This window comes from Trueperaceae bacterium (assembly GCA_002707365.1).
GTDB lineage: Bacteria > Deinococcota > Deinococci > Deinococcales > Trueperaceae > UBA6957.
The window spans coordinates 127,322-144,446 of the sequence record PAMQ01000017.1 but is presented as its reverse complement, the minus strand read 5'-3'; the positions used below and the strand labels follow the sequence as shown (position 1 = coordinate 144,446).

The 17,125-nt window shown below is 46.4% G+C and carries 19 protein-coding genes and 3 tRNA genes; 8 read left to right on the top strand and 14 right to left on the bottom strand.

Annotated features, from left to right (window positions below; genetic code table 11):
* The first annotated feature begins 152 nt into the window (after nucleotides 1-152).
* The gene (ilvD, locus tag CMO31_08605) at nucleotides 153-1,853 is read left to right on the top strand and encodes a dihydroxy-acid dehydratase (GenBank protein ID MAZ54052.1); all 1,701 of its coding nucleotides are present in this window, start codon (nucleotides 153-155) and stop codon (nucleotides 1,851-1,853) included.
* Between the two features lie 167 nt (nucleotides 1,854-2,020).
* Complete coding sequence (locus tag CMO31_08600; protein MAZ54051.1) at nucleotides 2,021-2,779, top strand: trehalose utilization protein ThuA; 759 nt, start codon at nucleotides 2,021-2,023, stop codon at nucleotides 2,777-2,779.
* 150 nt (nucleotides 2,780-2,929) lie between these two features.
* Here CMO31_08600 and ispE read toward each other — a convergent pair whose 3' ends face one another.
* Genes ispE through CMO31_08585 form a run of 3 tightly spaced genes read right to left on the bottom strand, consistent with a single transcriptional unit; the run spans nucleotide 2,930 to nucleotide 4,997 of the window.
* A complete protein-coding gene (ispE, locus tag CMO31_08595) occupies nucleotides 2,930-3,760 on the bottom strand; it encodes a 4-(cytidine 5'-diphospho)-2-C-methyl-D-erythritol kinase (protein MAZ54050.1) in 831 nt (276 codons plus the stop codon).
* The gene (gene ispD, locus CMO31_08590) at nucleotides 3,753-4,415 is read right to left on the bottom strand and encodes a 2-C-methyl-D-erythritol 4-phosphate cytidylyltransferase (GenBank protein MAZ54049.1); all 663 of its coding nucleotides are present in this window, start codon (nucleotides 4,413-4,415) and stop codon (nucleotides 3,753-3,755) included. The genes ispE and ispD overlap by 8 nt, the downstream gene beginning before the upstream one ends.
* Nucleotides 4,416-4,997 (bottom strand): 3-octaprenyl-4-hydroxybenzoate carboxy-lyase, encoded by a 582-nt coding sequence (locus CMO31_08585; GenBank protein ID MAZ54048.1) that lies wholly within the window; start codon nucleotides 4,995-4,997, stop codon nucleotides 4,416-4,418.
* 396 nt (nucleotides 4,998-5,393) lie between these two features.
* Here CMO31_08585 and CMO31_08580 point away from each other — a divergent pair, with 396 nt between their 5' ends.
* Complete coding sequence (locus tag CMO31_08580) at nucleotides 5,394-5,726, top strand: hypothetical protein (protein MAZ54047.1); 333 nt, start codon at nucleotides 5,394-5,396, stop codon at nucleotides 5,724-5,726.
* Here CMO31_08580 and CMO31_08575 read toward each other — a convergent pair.
* Nucleotides 5,689-6,864, bottom strand: coding sequence for a hypothetical protein (locus CMO31_08575; protein ID MAZ54046.1), 1,176 nt, complete (start codon nucleotides 6,862-6,864; stop codon nucleotides 5,689-5,691). The genes CMO31_08580 and CMO31_08575 overlap by 38 nt on opposite strands.
* A 136-nt stretch (nucleotides 6,865-7,000) precedes the next feature.
* Between CMO31_08575 and CMO31_08570 the strand changes: the two genes are divergently transcribed.
* From CMO31_08570 to CMO31_08560, 3 genes are all read left to right on the top strand, one after another.
* Nucleotides 7,001-7,645 (top strand): hypothetical protein, encoded by a 645-nt coding sequence (locus CMO31_08570; GenBank protein ID MAZ54045.1) that lies wholly within the window; start codon nucleotides 7,001-7,003, stop codon nucleotides 7,643-7,645.
* A 4-nt stretch (nucleotides 7,646-7,649) separates the two neighbouring features.
* Nucleotides 7,650-8,537, top strand: coding sequence for an acetyltransferase (locus CMO31_08565; GenBank protein MAZ54044.1), 888 nt, complete (start codon nucleotides 7,650-7,652; stop codon nucleotides 8,535-8,537).
* Between the two features lie 362 nt (nucleotides 8,538-8,899).
* The gene (locus CMO31_08560; protein MAZ54043.1) at nucleotides 8,900-9,301 is read left to right on the top strand and encodes a hypothetical protein; all 402 of its coding nucleotides are present in this window, start codon (nucleotides 8,900-8,902) and stop codon (nucleotides 9,299-9,301) included.
* 1 nt (nucleotide 9,302) lies between these two features.
* Here the strand turns inward: CMO31_08560 and CMO31_08555 are convergent, their stop codons facing one another.
* The 8 genes from CMO31_08555 to CMO31_08520 all read right to left on the bottom strand — a co-directional run bounded on the left by CMO31_08555 (nucleotide 9,303) and on the right by CMO31_08520 (nucleotide 14,819).
* A complete protein-coding gene (locus tag CMO31_08555) occupies nucleotides 9,303-10,046 on the bottom strand; it encodes a phosphohydrolase (protein ID MAZ54042.1) in 744 nt (247 codons plus the stop codon).
* An 11-nt stretch (nucleotides 10,047-10,057) separates the two neighbouring features.
* Nucleotides 10,058-10,636 carry a 2-amino-4-hydroxy-6-hydroxymethyldihydropteridine diphosphokinase gene (gene folK / locus CMO31_08550; GenBank protein ID MAZ54041.1) on the bottom strand — a complete coding sequence of 193 codons (579 nt, stop codon included), beginning with the start codon at nucleotides 10,634-10,636 and terminating at the stop codon, nucleotides 10,058-10,060.
* The gene (folB, locus tag CMO31_08545; protein ID MAZ54040.1) at nucleotides 10,569-10,928 is read right to left on the bottom strand and encodes a dihydroneopterin aldolase; all 360 of its coding nucleotides are present in this window, start codon (nucleotides 10,926-10,928) and stop codon (nucleotides 10,569-10,571) included. Before folB ends, folK begins: the two co-directional genes overlap by 68 nt.
* The gene (gene folP / locus CMO31_08540) at nucleotides 10,909-11,787 is read right to left on the bottom strand and encodes a dihydropteroate synthase (protein ID MAZ54039.1); all 879 of its coding nucleotides are present in this window, start codon (nucleotides 11,785-11,787) and stop codon (nucleotides 10,909-10,911) included. The genes folB and folP overlap by 20 nt, the downstream gene beginning before the upstream one ends.
* A gap of 11 nt (nucleotides 11,788-11,798) precedes the next feature.
* On the bottom strand, nucleotides 11,799-12,932 hold the full coding sequence (locus CMO31_08535; GenBank protein ID MAZ54038.1) for a UDP-N-acetylglucosamine 2-epimerase (non-hydrolyzing): 1,134 nt from the start codon (nucleotides 12,930-12,932) through the stop codon (nucleotides 11,799-11,801).
* A complete protein-coding gene (locus CMO31_08530) occupies nucleotides 12,932-14,011 on the bottom strand; it encodes an undecaprenyl-phosphate alpha-N-acetylglucosaminyl 1-phosphate transferase (protein MAZ54037.1) in 1,080 nt (359 codons plus the stop codon). The genes CMO31_08535 and CMO31_08530 overlap by 1 nt, the downstream gene beginning before the upstream one ends.
* Nucleotides 14,012-14,055: 44 nt before the next feature.
* Complete coding sequence (locus CMO31_08525; protein ID MAZ54036.1) at nucleotides 14,056-14,682, bottom strand: uracil phosphoribosyltransferase; 627 nt, start codon at nucleotides 14,680-14,682, stop codon at nucleotides 14,056-14,058.
* 45 nt (nucleotides 14,683-14,727) lie between these two features.
* A tRNA-Ser gene (locus tag CMO31_08520) sits at nucleotides 14,728-14,819 on the bottom strand.
* A gap of 113 nt (nucleotides 14,820-14,932) precedes the next feature.
* Here CMO31_08520 and CMO31_08515 point away from each other — a divergent pair.
* A tRNA-Gln gene (locus CMO31_08515) sits at nucleotides 14,933-15,006 on the top strand.
* A gap of 87 nt (nucleotides 15,007-15,093) precedes the next feature.
* A tRNA-Gln gene (locus CMO31_08510) sits at nucleotides 15,094-15,167 on the top strand.
* 118 nt (nucleotides 15,168-15,285) lie between these two features.
* On the opposite strand, the gene CMO31_08505 is transcribed toward CMO31_08510, so the two are convergent.
* Both CMO31_08505 and CMO31_08500 read right to left on the bottom strand, forming a co-directional pair.
* Nucleotides 15,286-16,125 (bottom strand): 3-hydroxybutyryl-CoA dehydrogenase, encoded by an 840-nt coding sequence (locus CMO31_08505; protein ID MAZ54035.1) that lies wholly within the window; start codon nucleotides 16,123-16,125, stop codon nucleotides 15,286-15,288.
* A gap of 201 nt (nucleotides 16,126-16,326) precedes the next feature.
* Complete coding sequence (locus CMO31_08500) at nucleotides 16,327-17,091, bottom strand: rRNA methyltransferase (GenBank protein ID MAZ54034.1); 765 nt, start codon at nucleotides 17,089-17,091, stop codon at nucleotides 16,327-16,329.
* Between the last annotated feature and the right edge of the window lie 34 nt (nucleotides 17,092-17,125).

The following is a 17,125-nucleotide window of genomic DNA, read 5'->3' as shown; positions in this document are numbered from 1 at the left end:
ACCTACTAGCCCGATACTCGCCTGACCTGGTTACAGATTTCCAGATTCGCAATTTAATCAAAAATGACTTTAACCATAAGGTCTCAGGAACATTAAGGGACGAGGCAGGAAGAGTATCGGGTAGAATGCTCACATAAAACGTGGAGGATTAAATGGCTCAGAAAATCTCGCACAATGCGAAAAAGCTCAATCGGCGTAGCGCCGTTGTTACTGAGGGGGATCACAGAGCGCCTAATCGTTCGATGCTTCGAGCTGTAGGTTTTACAGATAGTGATTTCACCAAACCGATAATTGGCGTGGCTAATGGCCACAGCACCATAACCCCATGCAACTCTGGCCTCGGTGGTCTTGCAGAGGCTACCGAATTAGCCCTCAAGAATGCAGGCGGAATGCCCCAAACCTTTGGAACAATAACTATCTCTGATGGAATTAGCATGGGCACTGAGGGCATGAAATGTAGCCTCGTATCTCGAGACGTAATCGCTGACTCGATCGAAACCGTTTGTCGTGGCCAGAGTATGGATGGCTTATTGGCAATTGGCGGATGCGACAAGAACATGCCAGGCTGCATGATTGCAATGGCTAGGCTAGATATCCCATCAGTATTCGTTTACGGGGGTACCATAAAACCGGGTAAACATGACGGTCAAGACCTGACTATCGTCAGTACATTCGAGGCCGTTGGGGAATATAGTGCTGGCCGAATTTCACTCGATACCTTCAAAGCTATAGAGAATAACGCTTGCCCAGGGGCAGGATCATGCGGGGGAATGTACACAGCTAATACAATGTCATCTGCCTTCGAAGCAATGGGATTAAGCCTCCCATACTCGTCAACAATGGCTGCCGTAGATGAGGAAAAACGTATTTCAGCAGAACTAAGTGGCCAAGCACTAATTCGTCTGATTCACGATGACATTACTACCCGGGACATTATGACTAGTGAATCTTTTGAAAATGCAATAAGGGTAGTCATGGCTGTCGGCGGCTCCACAAATGCCGTATTGCACCTACTAGCCGCTGCTCACGCAGCACACATACCGCTTTCCTTAGATGACTTCGAACGCATACGCCTTGACACGCCGCACTTTGCCGACCTTAAACCATCTGGACGTTATGTCGCAACAGACCTACACCGAGTCGGCGGCATTCCATTAGTGATGAAAATGCTTCTCGACTCAGGCTTGCTAAACGGTGAGTGTCTCACAGTAACTGGAAAAACCGTAGCTGAGAACCTTCGCGATATTCCTTCAAAGCCCCCAAAAGATCAAGACGTTGTTCTACCAATTGACCGCCCCAAATACACCCACGGCCATCTCGCCATTCTCCGAGGAAACCTTGCGCCCGACGGGGCTGTGGCAAAAACAAGTGGACTTAAATACACAGCAATCACTGGTCCAGCTCGAATCTTTAACTCAGAGGAAGATTGCATGACCGCGATCTTAGAAGATCAGATTAATGCTGGGGACATAATCGTGGTTCGATATGAAGGTCCCAAAGGTGGGCCCGGTATTAGGGAAATGCTATCTCCCACAAGCGCTATCATTGGCAAGGGTCTTGGAGATTCAGTCGCACTAATAACAGACGGTCGCTTCTCGGGAGGAACCTACGGATTAGTAGTAGGTCATGTAGCCCCCGAAGCGTACGTTGGTGGTGCGATCGGCCTTCTCGAAGAAGGTGACGAAATTACAATTGACGCCAAAGACAACCGCCTATCTGTTGCTCTAGACGAAAACGAACTGGAAACGAGACGCAATCAATGGTCACAACCACCAGCACGTTACCAGCGCGGAGTACTCGCCAAATACGCACGGTTAGTTTCAAGTGCTGACCAGGGAGCAGTTACTGACTGAATCATAAAAATGATCGGGTCCAAAATCACCTCACCCAGACGTCCATATTTATGATCAGTATGGTTCGTATGATTTGTTCCTACGCTAACGTATAGCACCTAGACAAAACTCATCGTAGAATGGCTTTACGAGCGGCCTAAACATTTATTGCTCTATAGGAGTTAACAATGAGTCAACCCATCCGAGTTACGATCTGGAACGAATATGTGCACGAACTTAAGGATGACACGGTTCGTTCAATTTACCCTGATGGCATTCATAAGCAACTTGCGACTGGAATATCTGAATTCGGCGATTTTTCAATCCGTACTGCTACCCTCAAGGAACCAAATCATGGCCTCGGACCGGAAATTCTCGACCAAACCGATACTTTAATATGGTGGGGACACGCAGCCCATAATCAGGTTGCAGACGAAACCGCTAGATTGGTACAGGAAAAAGTACTTGATGGGATGGGATTCATTGGCTTGCATTCGGCTCATTTCAGCAAGCCTTTCAAACTTCTAATGGGCACCAGTTGCGGATTAAAATGGCGAGAGGCGGATGAGAAAGAGCGTCTTTGGAACCTTCAACCTAACCATCCGATCATGGATGGTATTGGTGATTATATTGAGATCAAGGAAACAGAAATGTATGGTGAGAGATTCGACATTCCAACTCCAGATGAACTATTAATGATGTCTTGGTTTCAGGGTGGTGAAGTCTTCCGAAGTGTATGCACCTGGTCACGCGGCTACGGACGGGTTGTGTACGTTCGTCCGGGCCATGAAACACTGCCAATTTACCACAACAAAGAAATTTTACGATTAGTGGCAAACTCCGCAAGCTGGGCAAAACGACGAGTATCCATAAACGCCCAAGAATGTGTCAATGTAAAGAAGGCTCTGGAGGTAGTACCGAGCCCTACTAAAAAACACATACTCTAGTACGGTTTTTGGCACATATTCCTGTACCTAGGTGCAGCATTTTGCTAACCATCGAATATCTCAATTGTATTTAGTTTTTCTTAGAACGATCCCAGCAGCAAACCGGCTAGAGGGGATAACAGGAGGCTAAGACGCTTTGAATTAGTTTTTTCAACCTAAAGTCGTGGTGTGCACCCACCATGTCGGATTATCTGATCGTAATTTCCTGGCAATATCGAGTCCGCTTTCACAACCAGAGGCTAACCCAAAGCAGGTAGACCCAGAACCAGACATTAGTACACCTTCCAACTTTTGTCCTCGGAGAGCCTTGAGAGCTGACCGGACACCGGCATGTCTCCGAGATATCCCAGATTGCAAGCCGTTAAAATAACGCAATTCACCTTGGCCGCCCAAGGCCGTTAATATGTTAGCTATTTGTAGTCTTGGAGTAAAATTATTTAAAGCCCTATAGGCATCTTTAGACCGAACTTCGATCCCTGGATTAATAAGAACAACTTCCCGCTTAGTGATGCCAATTTCTTGTAACCTTTCTCCCCTACCTCTTGCGCGGGCAGCAGGTAAATTCAGCACAAAAAAAGGAACATCACTACCTAGCTCTTGAGCTAACGAGAGTAAGTCAACTTGGTGTGGATAGAGTTGCAAAAGACCAAGAAGGACTGCCGCTGCATTGCTTGACCCCCCACCTAAACCAGCAGCAACGGGTATATTTTTATCAATCTCTATAGCTATCCCCCCTTTCACTCCTGTCGCATCGAAATAGGACTGGGCCGCTTGAGCCGCTAGGTTATCTTTTCCTTTAGGAACCCTTGTATCGTTACAAGCAATATTAATGCCCTTAGGAATTACTTTGAGGTTAACAACATCGTGCAGAGCAAGCCGTACTAAAAGAGTGTCAATTTCATGAAACCCGTCGCCTCGCTTTGCCATTACACCAAGGCCTAGATTTATCTTCGCTGGTGCCTTAATTCGCAAACTATTCATCTATAGGATAGTCACTCCTTATTACCGATCGCGCAATAAATAAGTCTTCTTGCGTAGTAATCTTTAAAAGAAGAGAATCAGCCTTTACAAGAGTAACCGGATGCCCGAGTTCACGAACTAAACCCGCATCGTCCGTACCACAACGTCCGTTTTGGAAAGCAGTTTCATGTGCCCTAAGGAGAACTTCCCGTCGAAACGCTTGAGGAGTTTGTATTGCCCACAGACTTTCCCTGTTGACCATAGTCTCCGTATCAATATCCATCAAACTATCTTGAACAGGTACTGCCGCTGTTGCTGCACCATTTTCAGCTGCGGCTCTAGCAGTTCTTCGTATCACATCTGCCCTCAGAAGCGGTCGTGCGACATCGTGTACAAGTACCAAATCTTTAGTGGCTAAAGCCACTAGCCTCCGCACAGTCTGTTGCCTCGTGTCACCACCAACAATAACTTTGACTCCTGGTAAAAGATCTTTCGCTTGGCTAACCTGATCTTTAGGGACCGCAGCAATAATTTCCTGAGCGTACGGTCGGAATGCTTCTACAACGTACTGCAAAAGCATTCGACTACCTAGCCTCACAAATGCCTTGGGGCCTAGCCCCAACCTATTTCCTTCACCTGCAGCTGGAATTAACGCTGAAAAACCATCCAACCCCATTTAGACATCAGCTTCTTTCCACCTCGGAGACCGGTCGTGTACTATCCCGACCCGATCCAATACGCGTGCAGTAACCGTCCCAATTAACTCCGTTATGCTTCCGGGTTTGTGGTAGAAGCTTGGGGACGCTGGCAAAATAATAGCGCCAGCATCATGTAAAGCAAGCATATTGACTAACATGGGCCTTGAAAATGGTGCTTCACGAACCACTAGAACTAATGGCCTACGCTCTTTTAGAGTCACATGTGCAGCCCGAGTGAGTAAATTGTCAGTAAACCCCTGAGCAATCTTTGCCAAAGTTCCAGAACTACAGGGGACTACCACCATACCCATGGTCCGATAGGACCCAGAGGCAATCCCAGCCCCCAAATCGGTATTGTTATATAAGACGTCAGCTGGGATTTCAGAATCCAGAGAAGGCTCCCTGTACTCTTCAGCTATAACTCGCTTAGCTCCCGCGGTAACCACAACATGACTCTCAACCGATAACGGAGATAAAGTATCTAGTAGATCTAAGGCGTAAACTATTCCACTCCCACCGGAAATACCAACGACAAGTCGCTGTAAATTAACTCCACCTATAGCCACGGCGTCACGATACCTTAGTTTCCTCTGGAAACCAAAGTTATAATCAACCTCAAAACGTACTCGTCGCCTTGCTTACTTGAAATACGACAACCCCAACTATCACACCTCCACGAAGTAAAGTTCAGCAAAAAATATTCGTAAATAATCCCCTTAAACTCAATGAATCATTTTCTGTTACTTCAAGTTGGAAAAGCATGTTTAGAGTTGCCTCTTTCCTTCCCATTTGGCAACTAAATACGTCGGTTCCAGAGCCTGGCAGTGTACTCTATGCTTATGGGTTTGTTTATATCGTTAATAGAAGTAATTTGGGATCGTCTATTTAGTGCATTCGACAATGGACACTTACCTTCAAAACATTCTAGCTGTATCTAAATAACTAGGATTAAACCTATGAAAAGAATAGATGTTAAAACCTTTGAACAACAGTTAGAAAAGGGCGCTGCAGCTTTCGACGCTCGCCCATTGGCTCTTTCTAAACGCGACCCTATAAAAGAAATTCCCAGTTTATCCCCAGAAAGTGCTTCAGCAGGCGCACTTCCTGACCTACCCAAAGAAACCCCTGTGTACCTAATCTGCGATCGAGGTCTTTATAGCGATCTTGTTGGGGCCTACCTTAAAGCTGCAGGGTTTCGTAAGGTCTACACCGTTGATGGGGGTCTACTCTCTTGGCGGGCATATCAACACGTTAGGGGCTCCAAGCCTGGTAAAACCGACCATCAATAAACGTTTGTATCTCGGCGTCTCCAAAGACCGTAACCTTAGTCGAAACCACCTCTCCACCATTAACGCGACGATCAATAACAGTGCGTAACCCACCAGCATCTGAGACAACAAGTCGTAAATGAAATTCCTGATTAAATCCGAGCTTGACTGAGTCAAATATGATTGGTACAACTCTCCGATCGGCCCGGGACTCATCATTAGATTCCTCTCGTCCTTGCTGGAAAATTCCTTCCCCCAATTGTATAGAGTTCCCGGTTGATCCCCTTTGATCTCTGTTTACAACCAAGCTAACCATTGACCCAACTATGGTATGTCCAACCGGCTCCCACAACAATATGTTCGGGGGTTCGTCTACCTCATCAACAAAGTTGACCTTGCCTAAAACGAGTCCGGCTCCACGAATTAGTAGCTCAGCCTGTCTTAAATCAAGACCCTGCAAACTAGGTATCCTGACAATCTGATCCCCCGAAAGACTGTAAGAAAGCATGATTGGGGTGCTTGTTGTTACCTCTGCTCCAGCCTGAGGACGTTGAGATTGCACCAATCCCGCCTGGCCTAAACTGAGTAACGAAGGAACGGTTTCTATCCGCCGGAACCCTATATCCTTTAAGCCGTTAACTGCAAGTTCGATCGTTGTCCCTCGAAGGTCGGGAATTGACACGACTGTTTGTGCCCGACCTCGGCTCACATTCAAGGAAAGACCCTCTAATCCGTTTAAGGATTCTCCTGCCTTTGGCACCTGCGAAATAATGCGCCCAATCGGTAGTTCGCTGAAACCGTAATTCACTTCAGAAATTTCCATGTTGACAACAATCGTTACACGTTTAGCCTCATCAAGGTCTAGGCCCACCACACTAGGAACCGGAAAAGCCTCCCTAGGTGTATTAACACCAAGGCTCACACGTCGACCTGGCCTGAGAACGGAATTTGGAAAAGGACTTTGTGAAGTAACCTGATTGATCCCTGCTTTAGGAACAGACTCAGGGTAAGTACTAACTTTCAACTGAGCTAGATGGAGCACACGAATTGCATCTCGCAAATCAAGTCCGATGACGTCAGGAAGCGGCACCTCCTTAATCTCGAAAAATTTTCGTAAAGCAACAAAACTAGTTACAAGGACCAGGCCAAGCAGAATCATCAGCAAGATAAGTCGACCTGTCCCTGACCGTTGCTTCTCTGAATCCAATACCGAACTCACGGCGGAAGTTTATCACGACCCATGACACGCATAGAACTGGAGTTACTTAATTACCCTGTTACAATGTTAAGTGATCATGCGGTCCCTTCGGGCAATCCCAACCGACCTCAAAACACTCAAAATTGATCCATCCTGGCCCAAAGAATTGTTAGCCCTAAAAACTATTGAAGAGGCTGGCATACCGGTAACCCAAACCGTAGTAATACCGAAAGAGATCGAAGAAGAATTCTTTCGCCTTAATAACTTGGAAGCCCGCCTTAACCATCTACTAGGGTCACTCGATGTAAGTAACCTTGATGAGGATGATCTCGAAGATGTGGCGACTGAAGCGCAGCCATTGATTGATTCCCACTATTTACTTGATGAAGTAATAGACAACATCTACCTTAGCTTGGACCCTCTTGGTGACTACATACGTATACGTCTTCCTGGCCAAGGCGGCCAGATCAAAGTCAGTGGAAGATCTGCTCTAATGGCCGTAAAATCTCTTTGGCGTGAGGCGTGGACAGCTGAACGAATTGCCCAGCACCTTAACAAAAAAGTTAACTCTCCTAACCTCGCTGGGCCAATACTGTGCCAACCCCCTAACGAAATACCAGCGCCGCAGCCTTTATTGGAAGACGTTCAAGAGATCCTTGGCCGAAATATCCAGGTGGGATCAATTCCAGGGTCCGGTGTTAGTCGTATAATGCACCAAACAGTTTCCGGGAGCGAATACTAAACTTATGCCTTGGCTTATTGAACGCCCTCTTAATCCCACATCAAAGCAATGGATTACCAACTTCATGGGGGAACTAACCGAATTACTTGACGACGACGGAACCGATAATAGTGACGTAGTTTGTTCTTTGCTATCACGCATTTTGTACGCTTCGCCTTATAAAGAACTTCAAGAACGTGATCCCCTGGCTGCGTTTGCGCTGGATCCTAGGCAAACAACTCTCGAAGCTGAGCGCTATATTGCGACCGATCAAAACAAATTTGCGAAAGTCAAACCTTTATTATGGCTCTGGCGTTGTCTAGATCCAACACCTCTTGGCCAATCCCTTTCCACTGGCATGCCTATTAGAGCAATATTAGCCAGCCGCATTTTTAAAAAAGTAGGTCGTAACATAAGAATTTTTCCATATGTTGAATTTTCTGTCGGTTATAACATTGAGGTTGGGGACGACGTAACAATTCACCGTCATGTTCTGATTGATGACATTGGTGGAGTCGAGATACATGATGGCGCTAGCCTCTCAGATTATGCAAATGTTTATTCACATCACCATGATGTAATCGCTAGTGATGATGTAAGCCTTAAAAGGACCATTATTGGTAAGGGCGCACGTGTGGCTTATCATTCTACCGTCTTAGCGGGCACAATTTTATCCGACGACAGTATGCTGGGAGCCATGGCTCTAGCTACAAAACATCTAGAGCCCCACGTGGTTGGGCTTGGGATTCCTGCCCGACCACGAATGTGGAAAGATCGTAAAAATGATCCCAGATTCACTTCCTATACGGTTGACTCAACAGAACACAAGCTTCCCTTGGAAATACGAGCTAATCCAGACTTTCACAAAAAACAAGAAAGCAGAATCGATCCAGAAGAACCAGACAACGAATAACAAGCTGTAACAGATATTAGCTGTAAGAATCCTGGAAGCGCCTCAGGCACAGAATAATCTAGATTGGTGGCCGTTCAATAGATATCTTCCGCCGATTAATTCACACGCACCCTAAGCAACTACTTGTATACAATAATCGATCTAGGCCTAGACCACCTAGGCCTCCTGTTAGAACACTCTAGGGTTCTAAATTGACAGGAAAGCGCATTAGCCTTCATAATGTTTTCGGCTAGGAAGTCTTGAATTAAGTATAAAGTTTTGATTAGATTCAAGGCCCTGATCTTCGGTCATTTTGGGTAATTGCTACTACAGATATATAGGACAGGTCAAAGTTACAATGTGAAGCAGGGGGATCGGTCTCGATGTATCGTTTGTTCACGCTAGAGGAAGCCACAACTTTACTCCCAGTAGTTGACTGCAATGTTGGTGAAATGCAGGAGGCTATACGAGACATGAATAACCTACGAGAATTGTTGAAGAGTCTGAGATCTAAAAGCCTCCAAGCACAGAATTTAGCACGAGAAATAGGATCTCTAGTAACAGTAATTCGTGAACGCAAAGTAGAACTAGATAAACTGGGTGTTCAATTGCACGATATTGAATCCGGACTTGTAGACTTTCCGAGTCAACTCGGAGCCGAAATGATCTTGTTAACTTGGGAACGAGGTCAAAATGCTATTACACATTTTAAAAGAATGACAGGTGATAGCACACCACAACCACTTCCACATGCAGACAACAACAGTTTTGTAGCGAAAGCCTAAATTATCCTTGGTTTATTTGGTCTTTTGATAAGCTACTCTGCTCCATCCTAGCCTTACCGTAGGTTCCGACAACCTTTGGGGTGAATCCCAAAGCGTCAGCCGCCACAAAATGGACATCTGCCTTACCCATTAAAGGCACTTGTACATGCTGCTCGGTATGCAGGTGGCCATAAACAATTATCTCGGGATCAGCCTGAATTAAACGTTCAGTAAAACCCGAAGGCTCCAAACGTGAATTAGTTGGGGGATAATGAAGCATTACTACTAACCTCGACCCGCCACACTGTGAAGCGGCTTTAAGCGATAGATCTAATCGTTGGAGTTCTCTTTGATAAATTTTCTGATCCTCTGCAGTAAATCCGTTACTACCCGGGCAAGTCCACCCACGGGTACCAGCAATTACAATGTCATCAAACACTAAGGCATCATTTTGAATAACCCACATTCCATCTGGTAATGCCGCCCTTAGCTTACTTATTGAAGGCCACCAATAATCGTGATTCCCCCGAACAATAACCTTTTTTCCGGGCAAGCTTGCGATCGCTTCTAAATCAGGCATTGCCTCTTGCAGCGTCATAGCCCAAGATAGGTCCCCGGGAATCATTACAAGATCTCTTTCTCCCACCACGCGACTCCACTCTTGGAACAATAGGTCCGGATGGCCTGCCCATCTCGGACCAAAGACCGACATTGGTTTCGGCTTCACGCTCGACAAATGAGGATCGCCAATAGCAAAAATACGCATCGCTCCCACGCCTAGCGTTTTCTCCAACTTAGTTCAGTCCGGACCACACCAGAGGTATCTAGCTTAATAAGCACTTCACACGCCCGATCGCCTGTAATTGGATGAGTCCACTCCGAATCTACTTCACAAAGTGGTGTTAGTACAAAAGCTCGGTCCATCATCCTCGGGTGAGGGACCTTTAGGCCGGTCTTATTTGCCACTAAATCCCCTAGGCAGATAAGATCTAGGTCTAAGGTTCGAGGACCCCAAGTGGTGTCGCGAATCCTGCCACGTCGATGCTCAATATCTAAGAGAACCTTTAAAATTCTTTCAGGTTGTCCCTTAAAATATCCAATAGGTTCAACGATCACCAAAGCATTGAGAAAGCACGATTGTTCTTGAGGTCCACCAACTGGAACAGTTTGATAAATACTCGATCGGGCAATCACACGCCCAATTGAACTCAAGTTATTTACGCCGAAAAGAAGATGTTCGTATGACTCTCCAAGATTACTGCCTATTGCAATATAGGCTGCTTCGCCGCTAGATATTGGTTCGATCACGGACCACCTCTGCATAAACATCACCAAATATGCCGGGAAGAGGTGCATGAGGCTTATGGACTCGAGTAATTATTCGGCAAACAATGGGCTCAGAATCCAGAATGCGCCCACCGATGCTGTGGGCCAGAATCTCAATTAACTGATAACGCTTTCCCGTTACCTCCTCCCGAATTACTTCATAAACTCTGCCGTAATCCACAGTGTTTACTAATTCGTCGTGATCTGGAATCTTAAAATACAACTCAACGTCAACAATGAACCGGGAACCAAACCGTACCTCTTCTTCAAACACACCGTGATTACCATGAAATGCTAGTCCCTCAAGTACAATTTTGTCCACGAATGCCCTCCCAAGCCCGGAGCGCTTGAATATGAGCCTCAACATTATGGACCCGGACCATCGCCACGCCGAGCGAAGCTGCCATAAGGTGCAGAGCGATACTTCCAGGGTCCCGAGCCGCAGGGTTTGACTCTCCAGTAAGGCGAGCAACTAAACTCTTACGAGAGGCCCCAACCAGCATAGGACGACCCTTAGCAATTGTTGGGAGGGAGCGGAGAAGCATCAAATTGTGTTCAAAGCTCTTGCCGAATCCTATTCCAGGATCCAAAATAACATCCGGGACGCCCTCTTTTTGGGCTAACTCTGCACTCTGATGTAAAATTTTACTGACTTCTGAAACCACATCCCGATACACAGGGTCTTCCTGCATCGAGGCAGGTAAACCACGCATATGCATTAGAATCGCAGGCACACCGGCATTAGCACATGTAATGCGCATTTCGGGATCCCTTAGTCCCCCAATATCGTTAACAAGGCTAGCTCCAGCAGCTAGAGCTGACTTTGCTACGATCGCCTTGGTAGTATCAATGCTGACAATCAACCCATCCGAGGCAAGCACCTCGACAACCGGCAACACCCGCCTGAGTTCCTCTTCCGCAGAAACAGGTCGAGCGCCGGGCCTCGAAGATTCTCCTCCCACATCAATCATCAATGCCCCACTAGCCGCCATGAGCCGACCTGCATCAATTGCTTCCTTAGGGCTACCATACGCCCCACCGTCACTAAAACTGTCTGGCGTAACGTTTATGATACCCATTACAGCTGTTCCGGACCAACGCAATACAAAACTATCGCCATCAGGCTCAGCACCTGCTACAAACCTTCGAAAGTATAGTTCGTTACGCCTCACGGCGTGCATCGTAACAGTTGTTAGCCCCTGTAGTCGTCGGGAAACCAATCTTCTGGCCGATCGGCCTCACCAAGCCGCCAAGCTACAGCTTGGGTAATCCGACTAGCAGCTTTGCCATCACCATAGGGATTAGGAGATGCACGCATGGTAAAAAGCTCCTCATCATCACCAATTAGCTGCAACAATTGGCTTTTAACTCGATTAGGGTTAGTACCGACTAGGCGAAGTATCCCGGTATCAACACCCTCAGGCCGCTCAGTAACATTGCGAACAACAACTACTGGTACACCTAAAGCCGCCCCTTCCTCTTGAATACCCCCAGAGTCCGTAATGAACAACCTGGACGCCTGAAGGAGGCTAATTAGGCTCGGATAATCCCACGGATCATCAAGTATTACGTTGCTAATAGAACCAAGCGCAGGCCACACTGCTTCCCTAACGACCGGATTAAGGTGGACCGGATAAATAAACGTAATATGGGGATAAGCCAAAGCGACTTCTGCGATTACCTCAGCTAGTTCAGGCAGTATTGACAAATTTTCTCTTCGGTGGAGGGTAATTCCTATCACCTCACCATCAGGTATAGCTGACGGTGGCGGAAACCGACCAGCAACGAACCGTACTGCATCAACTGCTGTGTTCCCAGTAACGACTATGGTTTCTCTTGGCTTACCTTCGTTGATCAAATTGTCCTTCGCTAAAGAGGTCGGTGGAAAATCAAGATCGGTAATCACATCCGTGAGTCGACGATTAGCCTCCTCAGGAAACGGCTGGGTGAGATCATGCGAACGTAGTCCAGCTTCTACATGACCAATAGGAATGTTCTCGAAAAAAGATGCCAAAGACACTGCAAAAGTCGTTAAGGTATCACCGTGCACAAGTACATATTCGGGAGCTAACTCCCGAAGCACTTGCCCGACTGCAGGAACAATTCTTCCAACCAGATCAGATAGAGCCTGACGCTCAGTCATAACCCCGAGATCAACATCAACCGGAATCTCAAACATTCTCAGCATAGAATCCAGCTGTTCTCTATGTTGCCCCGTTACCAATACGATTGGCTCTAGATTCGGTTGGTCGCGAAGCGCTCTTACAACTGGTCCCATTTTTGAAGCCTCGGGACGAGTACCAAATGCAACGCAAACACGGTGAATCACGATGCCGATATTCGTTCTCGCCGCAATTCAAATAATCTTAATAAAGTTACGGCTGCTATCATCAACACAATCATCAAAAGAGTAAAATATGTGAGAAGGGGTGGGGTGTTAGATAAAATCATGCCCAATCCTCCGAGCAATAACGTAACTACCCAAAGCAATAACACCGTTACTCGGTGGGAACCACTCCGCTCACGCAACAAATCATGTATATGGTCGTTTGCAGCAACCGCAGGGTTCTCCCCTCGGCTTAGGCGTCTCAGCGTAACCTGAGTAATATTCACAACAGGTAAAGCCAGTATCAATATTGGGGTTACAACAGTAACAGCTGCCGTTACTTTGAGAGCACCGAGCACACTTACAGCCGCAAGAATGTAGCCGAGAAGATAAGCGCCAGAATCACCCATTATTATCTTCGCAGGACTAACATTATGCCTCAAAAACCCTAGTGAAGACCCAGCTAACGCAGCAAGTAGGAGAACAGCCGCTCCTCTATCAGGGAGTTGTAACGACACTACTAGAAGACACATACTTGCTATTGCCGCTATACCAGACGACAGACCATCTAGCCCGTCAATAAAGTTAAAAGCATTCGTAAAGCCTACTACCCAAACCAAAGTCAAAACAATCGCGAGAACATCTGGGATGAACAGATAACTTGAATCACCGAAGTAGTTGGTAATAAATCCAATTCGCACACCATTTACAACAAGTATGGCTGCCGCAACCGTTTGCGTCGCAAGGCGCATAACTGGCGATATCTCCCAAATATCGTCAATGAAACCGACCAAAGTCATCAAAACACCACCAATGACAATGGCTAAAAGTTCTACCCGAAAAGCGTCAATTAACGTTGGTCGGACAAGGCTCCCTACTACCAGAGACAAAAGGAAGCCCCCAAGGATGGCAATGCCGCCTATGTTAGGTAACGCCCCGCTATGGACCCAACGACCGCCACCTTGTTGTACAGCACCAATTCTTTCTGCGAACTTACGAACAAGAGGTACTAAAGAAGCGACGGAAATAAGTGCGGCCAAAAATGCGAGGGTGGCCATCAGCAGGTAGTTTAGGTTCATGTAAATTCCATCATACGGTTACTTCAAGCATTACAATGCGAAGTTTACCGAGTTCCGTAAATTCTATCCCCGGCATCACCTAAACCTGGAACTATATAACCCTTTTCATTTAATCTAGGGTCGAGCCCACCAAGCAAAATATCAGTATCAGAATGGGCATTAGTTACAGCCTCTACTCCTTCGGGTGACCCGAGAATACAAAGTAGTCTAATATTTGCGGCCCCTTTCGCCTTAAGTAAATCTATTGATGCCACGGCACTACCCCCAGTTGCTAGCATTGGGTCAAGGAGAAATACCTGTCGGTCTCTTAGATTCGGAGGTAAATTACAGTAATACTCCATAGGCTTCAAAGTCTTTGGGTCACGAGAAAGACCGATATGCCCGACGTCAGCAGAAGGTAAAACCCGAAGCATACCGTCAATCATCACTAGGCCAGCTCGCAAGATTCCAACTAGAGCCACTGGTTTGCGAACAAGTCGTTTTACTTTTGCGCGAGAGATTGGCGTATCAACTTCTAATTCTTTAAGAGGCAGGTCTCTCGTCGCTTCATAAGCCATAAGTTGGCTCATTTCACCACAGAGCAAACGAAAATCGCCAACGTTAGTATATTTATCCCTAAGATACGAAAGTTTATCTTGAATAAGTGGATGGTCGATTAACTTGACTGGCATTGGTTATATAATAACCAGCATTTAACCCCTAAGCTATCTTTGTGTTGGCGGAGAGGGTGGGATTCGAACCCACGGTACGACAACAGCCGTACAACGGTTTTCGAGACCGCCCCGTTCAACCACTCCGGCACCTCTCCTTGCTACCATCAATTTGGTAAGCGAAACGAGTATATCTTATCCAATGAACTTTGGTTACAACTATTTACTATTGACTCCTAGCGTCCTCGCTTCTAGACTTGGGAATGTGTGATGGCCCATCGTCTAATGGCAGGACAACCGGTTCTGGTCCGGTCGGTCGGGGTTCGAATCCCTGTGGGCCAGCCACCCTAGTGGTAATTATAAAAAGACAATCATCCACCGAAATTCCTTGACACCTGACCACGCACACCGTTAAAATCCGACAGCTTGCATTGGCCCATCGTCTAATGGCAGGACAACCGGTTTTGGTCCGGTCGGTCGGGGTTCGAATCCCTGTGGGCCAGCCAAAAGCCTCCTTCTTAGGAGGCTTTTTTGCGAGAAGGTAAGACCCCGAAATGTCAAATATTATTTTATTAGCCAACTGCGCTGCTAAACCACCTTCTAACGAAATATCATCAATGTGCTTTAATTTTTAACGTCATAACTGTAAAATCCCCGACCTGTTTTGCGACCTAATCTGTTAGCTTTAACTAGAGCCCTAAGAACCTGAGGGGCCTGAAAGCGGTCACCCATTGTGCTTGTCATAGAATCAGCGATCAAAAGAAGCGTGTCCAAGCCAATATAGTCTGCAAGCTCCAATGGTCCCATCGGGTGATTAAGACCAAGCTTTATTGCCGTATCAATATCCTCGAGCTGGGCAACTCCCTCTTCGTATATTCGAATTCCTTCAAGGATACTTGCAGCAACGGCCCTTGTAACTACGAATCCTCGTCGGTCGGCTACCACAACCGAAGTTTTTCCACATCGACGAACTACTTCCTCAGTGGCCGAAACCGTGACTTGAGAGGTCTTGGTGGCTTGGACTATTTCAACAAGCTCCATTCTCTCTGGCGGATTAAACCAATGCATGCCAACAACGTTGTGGGGCCTTTCAACCACTGATCCAATATCGGTTACCGAGAGTTGGCTAGTATTAGTAGCAAGTATAGCGTTCTTAGGAGCTAAATCAGACGCCCTGCGAAAAATCTGCTGCTTTATCTCAATCATCTCAGGTGCAGCCTCAATCAACATATCAGTATTTTCGAGGGCTACTTTAAGGTCGCCCGTAACATCTAACCTTAGTAAGTCTTCCTTAGCTTGGCCATTCTTAGTTATCCGTGACTCAGCATGCCGTAAAGCCTCCGGATCTGGATCAAATAACCTAACTTGAAAGCCACCCGCCAAGCATACCTTCGCGATGCCGCTACCCATGATTCCTGCACCTATAACAGCTATGTGTGCGATGGTCAGTTCTGATTTCACCATTTCTCCTTCCGACGGTACGAGCTCTATGCCAAACAAGATTTATTATCAGTCAAGTAGCGAATACTTAATTATTCGACAAACCATGTTTTGTCTCCCTTTTACGTTTTCCTCACAACATTATTTAGTCACCTTTTGGTGAACAAAATTAAATCGAATAACTCCTCAACCAAGCTTTATAAGTTTTACTCTCATTATCCTTCCTTAACACAAAGATAGATTTCCTATAGGGGCGTAAAGGTCAAAACGTATAGTCCGGCCAACAATAGAACCACTAGAAACTCCGCCAAGAATTGGAGCTCGCCGTGACCTCTTGACTATGACCCTGTAGCGAGCAGTCCTAAGAGCAATTTCGAGAAGAGATTTAGCATCGGTATCGTCACCTAGAACTTGGCGTAAGCGATGCATGCCCAAAGATTTACGTGCACGTTTAGCAGATTGAGGATACATCGGGTCAAGATATACAACAGCAGGTCGCTCTATTAAGCTTGGTAACAACTCTCGCGCATCACCAAAATCACTAGTTATCCTATTAGCCGCTTTCTCTAAACTTTTACTGACCCGGGCTCTCTTGAGACCGTCATCGAGCAAGGCAGCTACCGCCGGTACACGTTCAATGGCTTGGACTCGATACCCCCAAGCAGCAAGCATAAAAGCATCTTTACCTAAACCCGCTGTAGTATCTACTATTAGATCTGAATCAACTGATACGCCACTCCCTAGAGCTTTAAAAAGTTCCTCGCTCCTTCTGCGACCAGAAAACCGTCGAAGGAAGTCGGGCTTTCCGAAATCCACGTATAAAGGTGGAGAATATCGGTTATCCTCTCGTAATTCAAGGTGTTTTTGAGTTAATAGAAGGCTAAACGGCGAAGTATTTTCCCCAGGCGGCAAGATCGGCAACCCATAATTCTCCGCTATCAAACTTGCCCGCTGATGCAGGTGATCCTCTGCCGCAGAAATCCCAATCATTACATTAATTCCTAGGAAGCAATATCGTCAAAAA

Bases quoted from the DNA above. Each gene is read 5' to 3' on its own strand.
- CMO31_08570 (MAZ54045.1), top strand. From the start codon at position 7,001: ATGCGGTCCCTTCGGGCAATCCCAACCGACCTCAAAACACTCAAAATT.
- CMO31_08600 (MAZ54051.1), top strand. From the start codon at position 2,021: ATGAGTCAACCCATCCGAGTTACGATCTGGAACGAATATGTGCACGAA.
- CMO31_08530 (MAZ54037.1), bottom strand. From the start codon at position 14,011: ATGAACCTAAACTACCTGCTGATGGCCACCCTCGCATTTTTGGCCGCA.
- folP (MAZ54039.1), bottom strand. From the start codon at position 11,787: ATGCACGCCGTGAGGCGTAACGAACTATACTTTCGAAGGTTTGTAGCA.
- CMO31_08560 (MAZ54043.1), top strand. From the start codon at position 8,900: ATGTATCGTTTGTTCACGCTAGAGGAAGCCACAACTTTACTCCCAGTA.
- ispD (MAZ54049.1), bottom strand. From the start codon at position 4,415: ATGGGGTTGGATGGTTTTTCAGCGTTAATTCCAGCTGCAGGTGAAGGA.
- ilvD (MAZ54052.1), top strand. From the start codon at position 153: ATGGCTCAGAAAATCTCGCACAATGCGAAAAAGCTCAATCGGCGTAGC.
- ispE (MAZ54050.1), bottom strand. From the start codon at position 3,760: ATGAATAGTTTGCGAATTAAGGCACCAGCGAAGATAAATCTAGGCCTT.
- CMO31_08555 (MAZ54042.1), bottom strand. From the start codon at position 10,046: ATGCGTATTTTTGCTATTGGCGATCCTCATTTGTCGAGCGTGAAGCCG.
- CMO31_08500 (MAZ54034.1), bottom strand. From the start codon at position 17,091: ATGATTGGGATTTCTGCGGCAGAGGATCACCTGCATCAGCGGGCAAGT.
- CMO31_08575 (MAZ54046.1), bottom strand. From the start codon at position 6,864: ATGATTCTGCTTGGCCTGGTCCTTGTAACTAGTTTTGTTGCTTTACGA.
- CMO31_08565 (MAZ54044.1), top strand. From the start codon at position 7,650: ATGCCTTGGCTTATTGAACGCCCTCTTAATCCCACATCAAAGCAATGG.
- CMO31_08525 (MAZ54036.1), bottom strand. From the start codon at position 14,682: ATGCCAGTCAAGTTAATCGACCATCCACTTATTCAAGATAAACTTTCG.
- folK (MAZ54041.1), bottom strand. From the start codon at position 10,636: ATGCACCTCTTCCCGGCATATTTGGTGATGTTTATGCAGAGGTGGTCC.
- CMO31_08505 (MAZ54035.1), bottom strand. From the start codon at position 16,125: ATGGTGAAATCAGAACTGACCATCGCACACATAGCTGTTATAGGTGCA.
- CMO31_08580 (MAZ54047.1), top strand. From the start codon at position 5,394: ATGAAAAGAATAGATGTTAAAACCTTTGAACAACAGTTAGAAAAGGGC.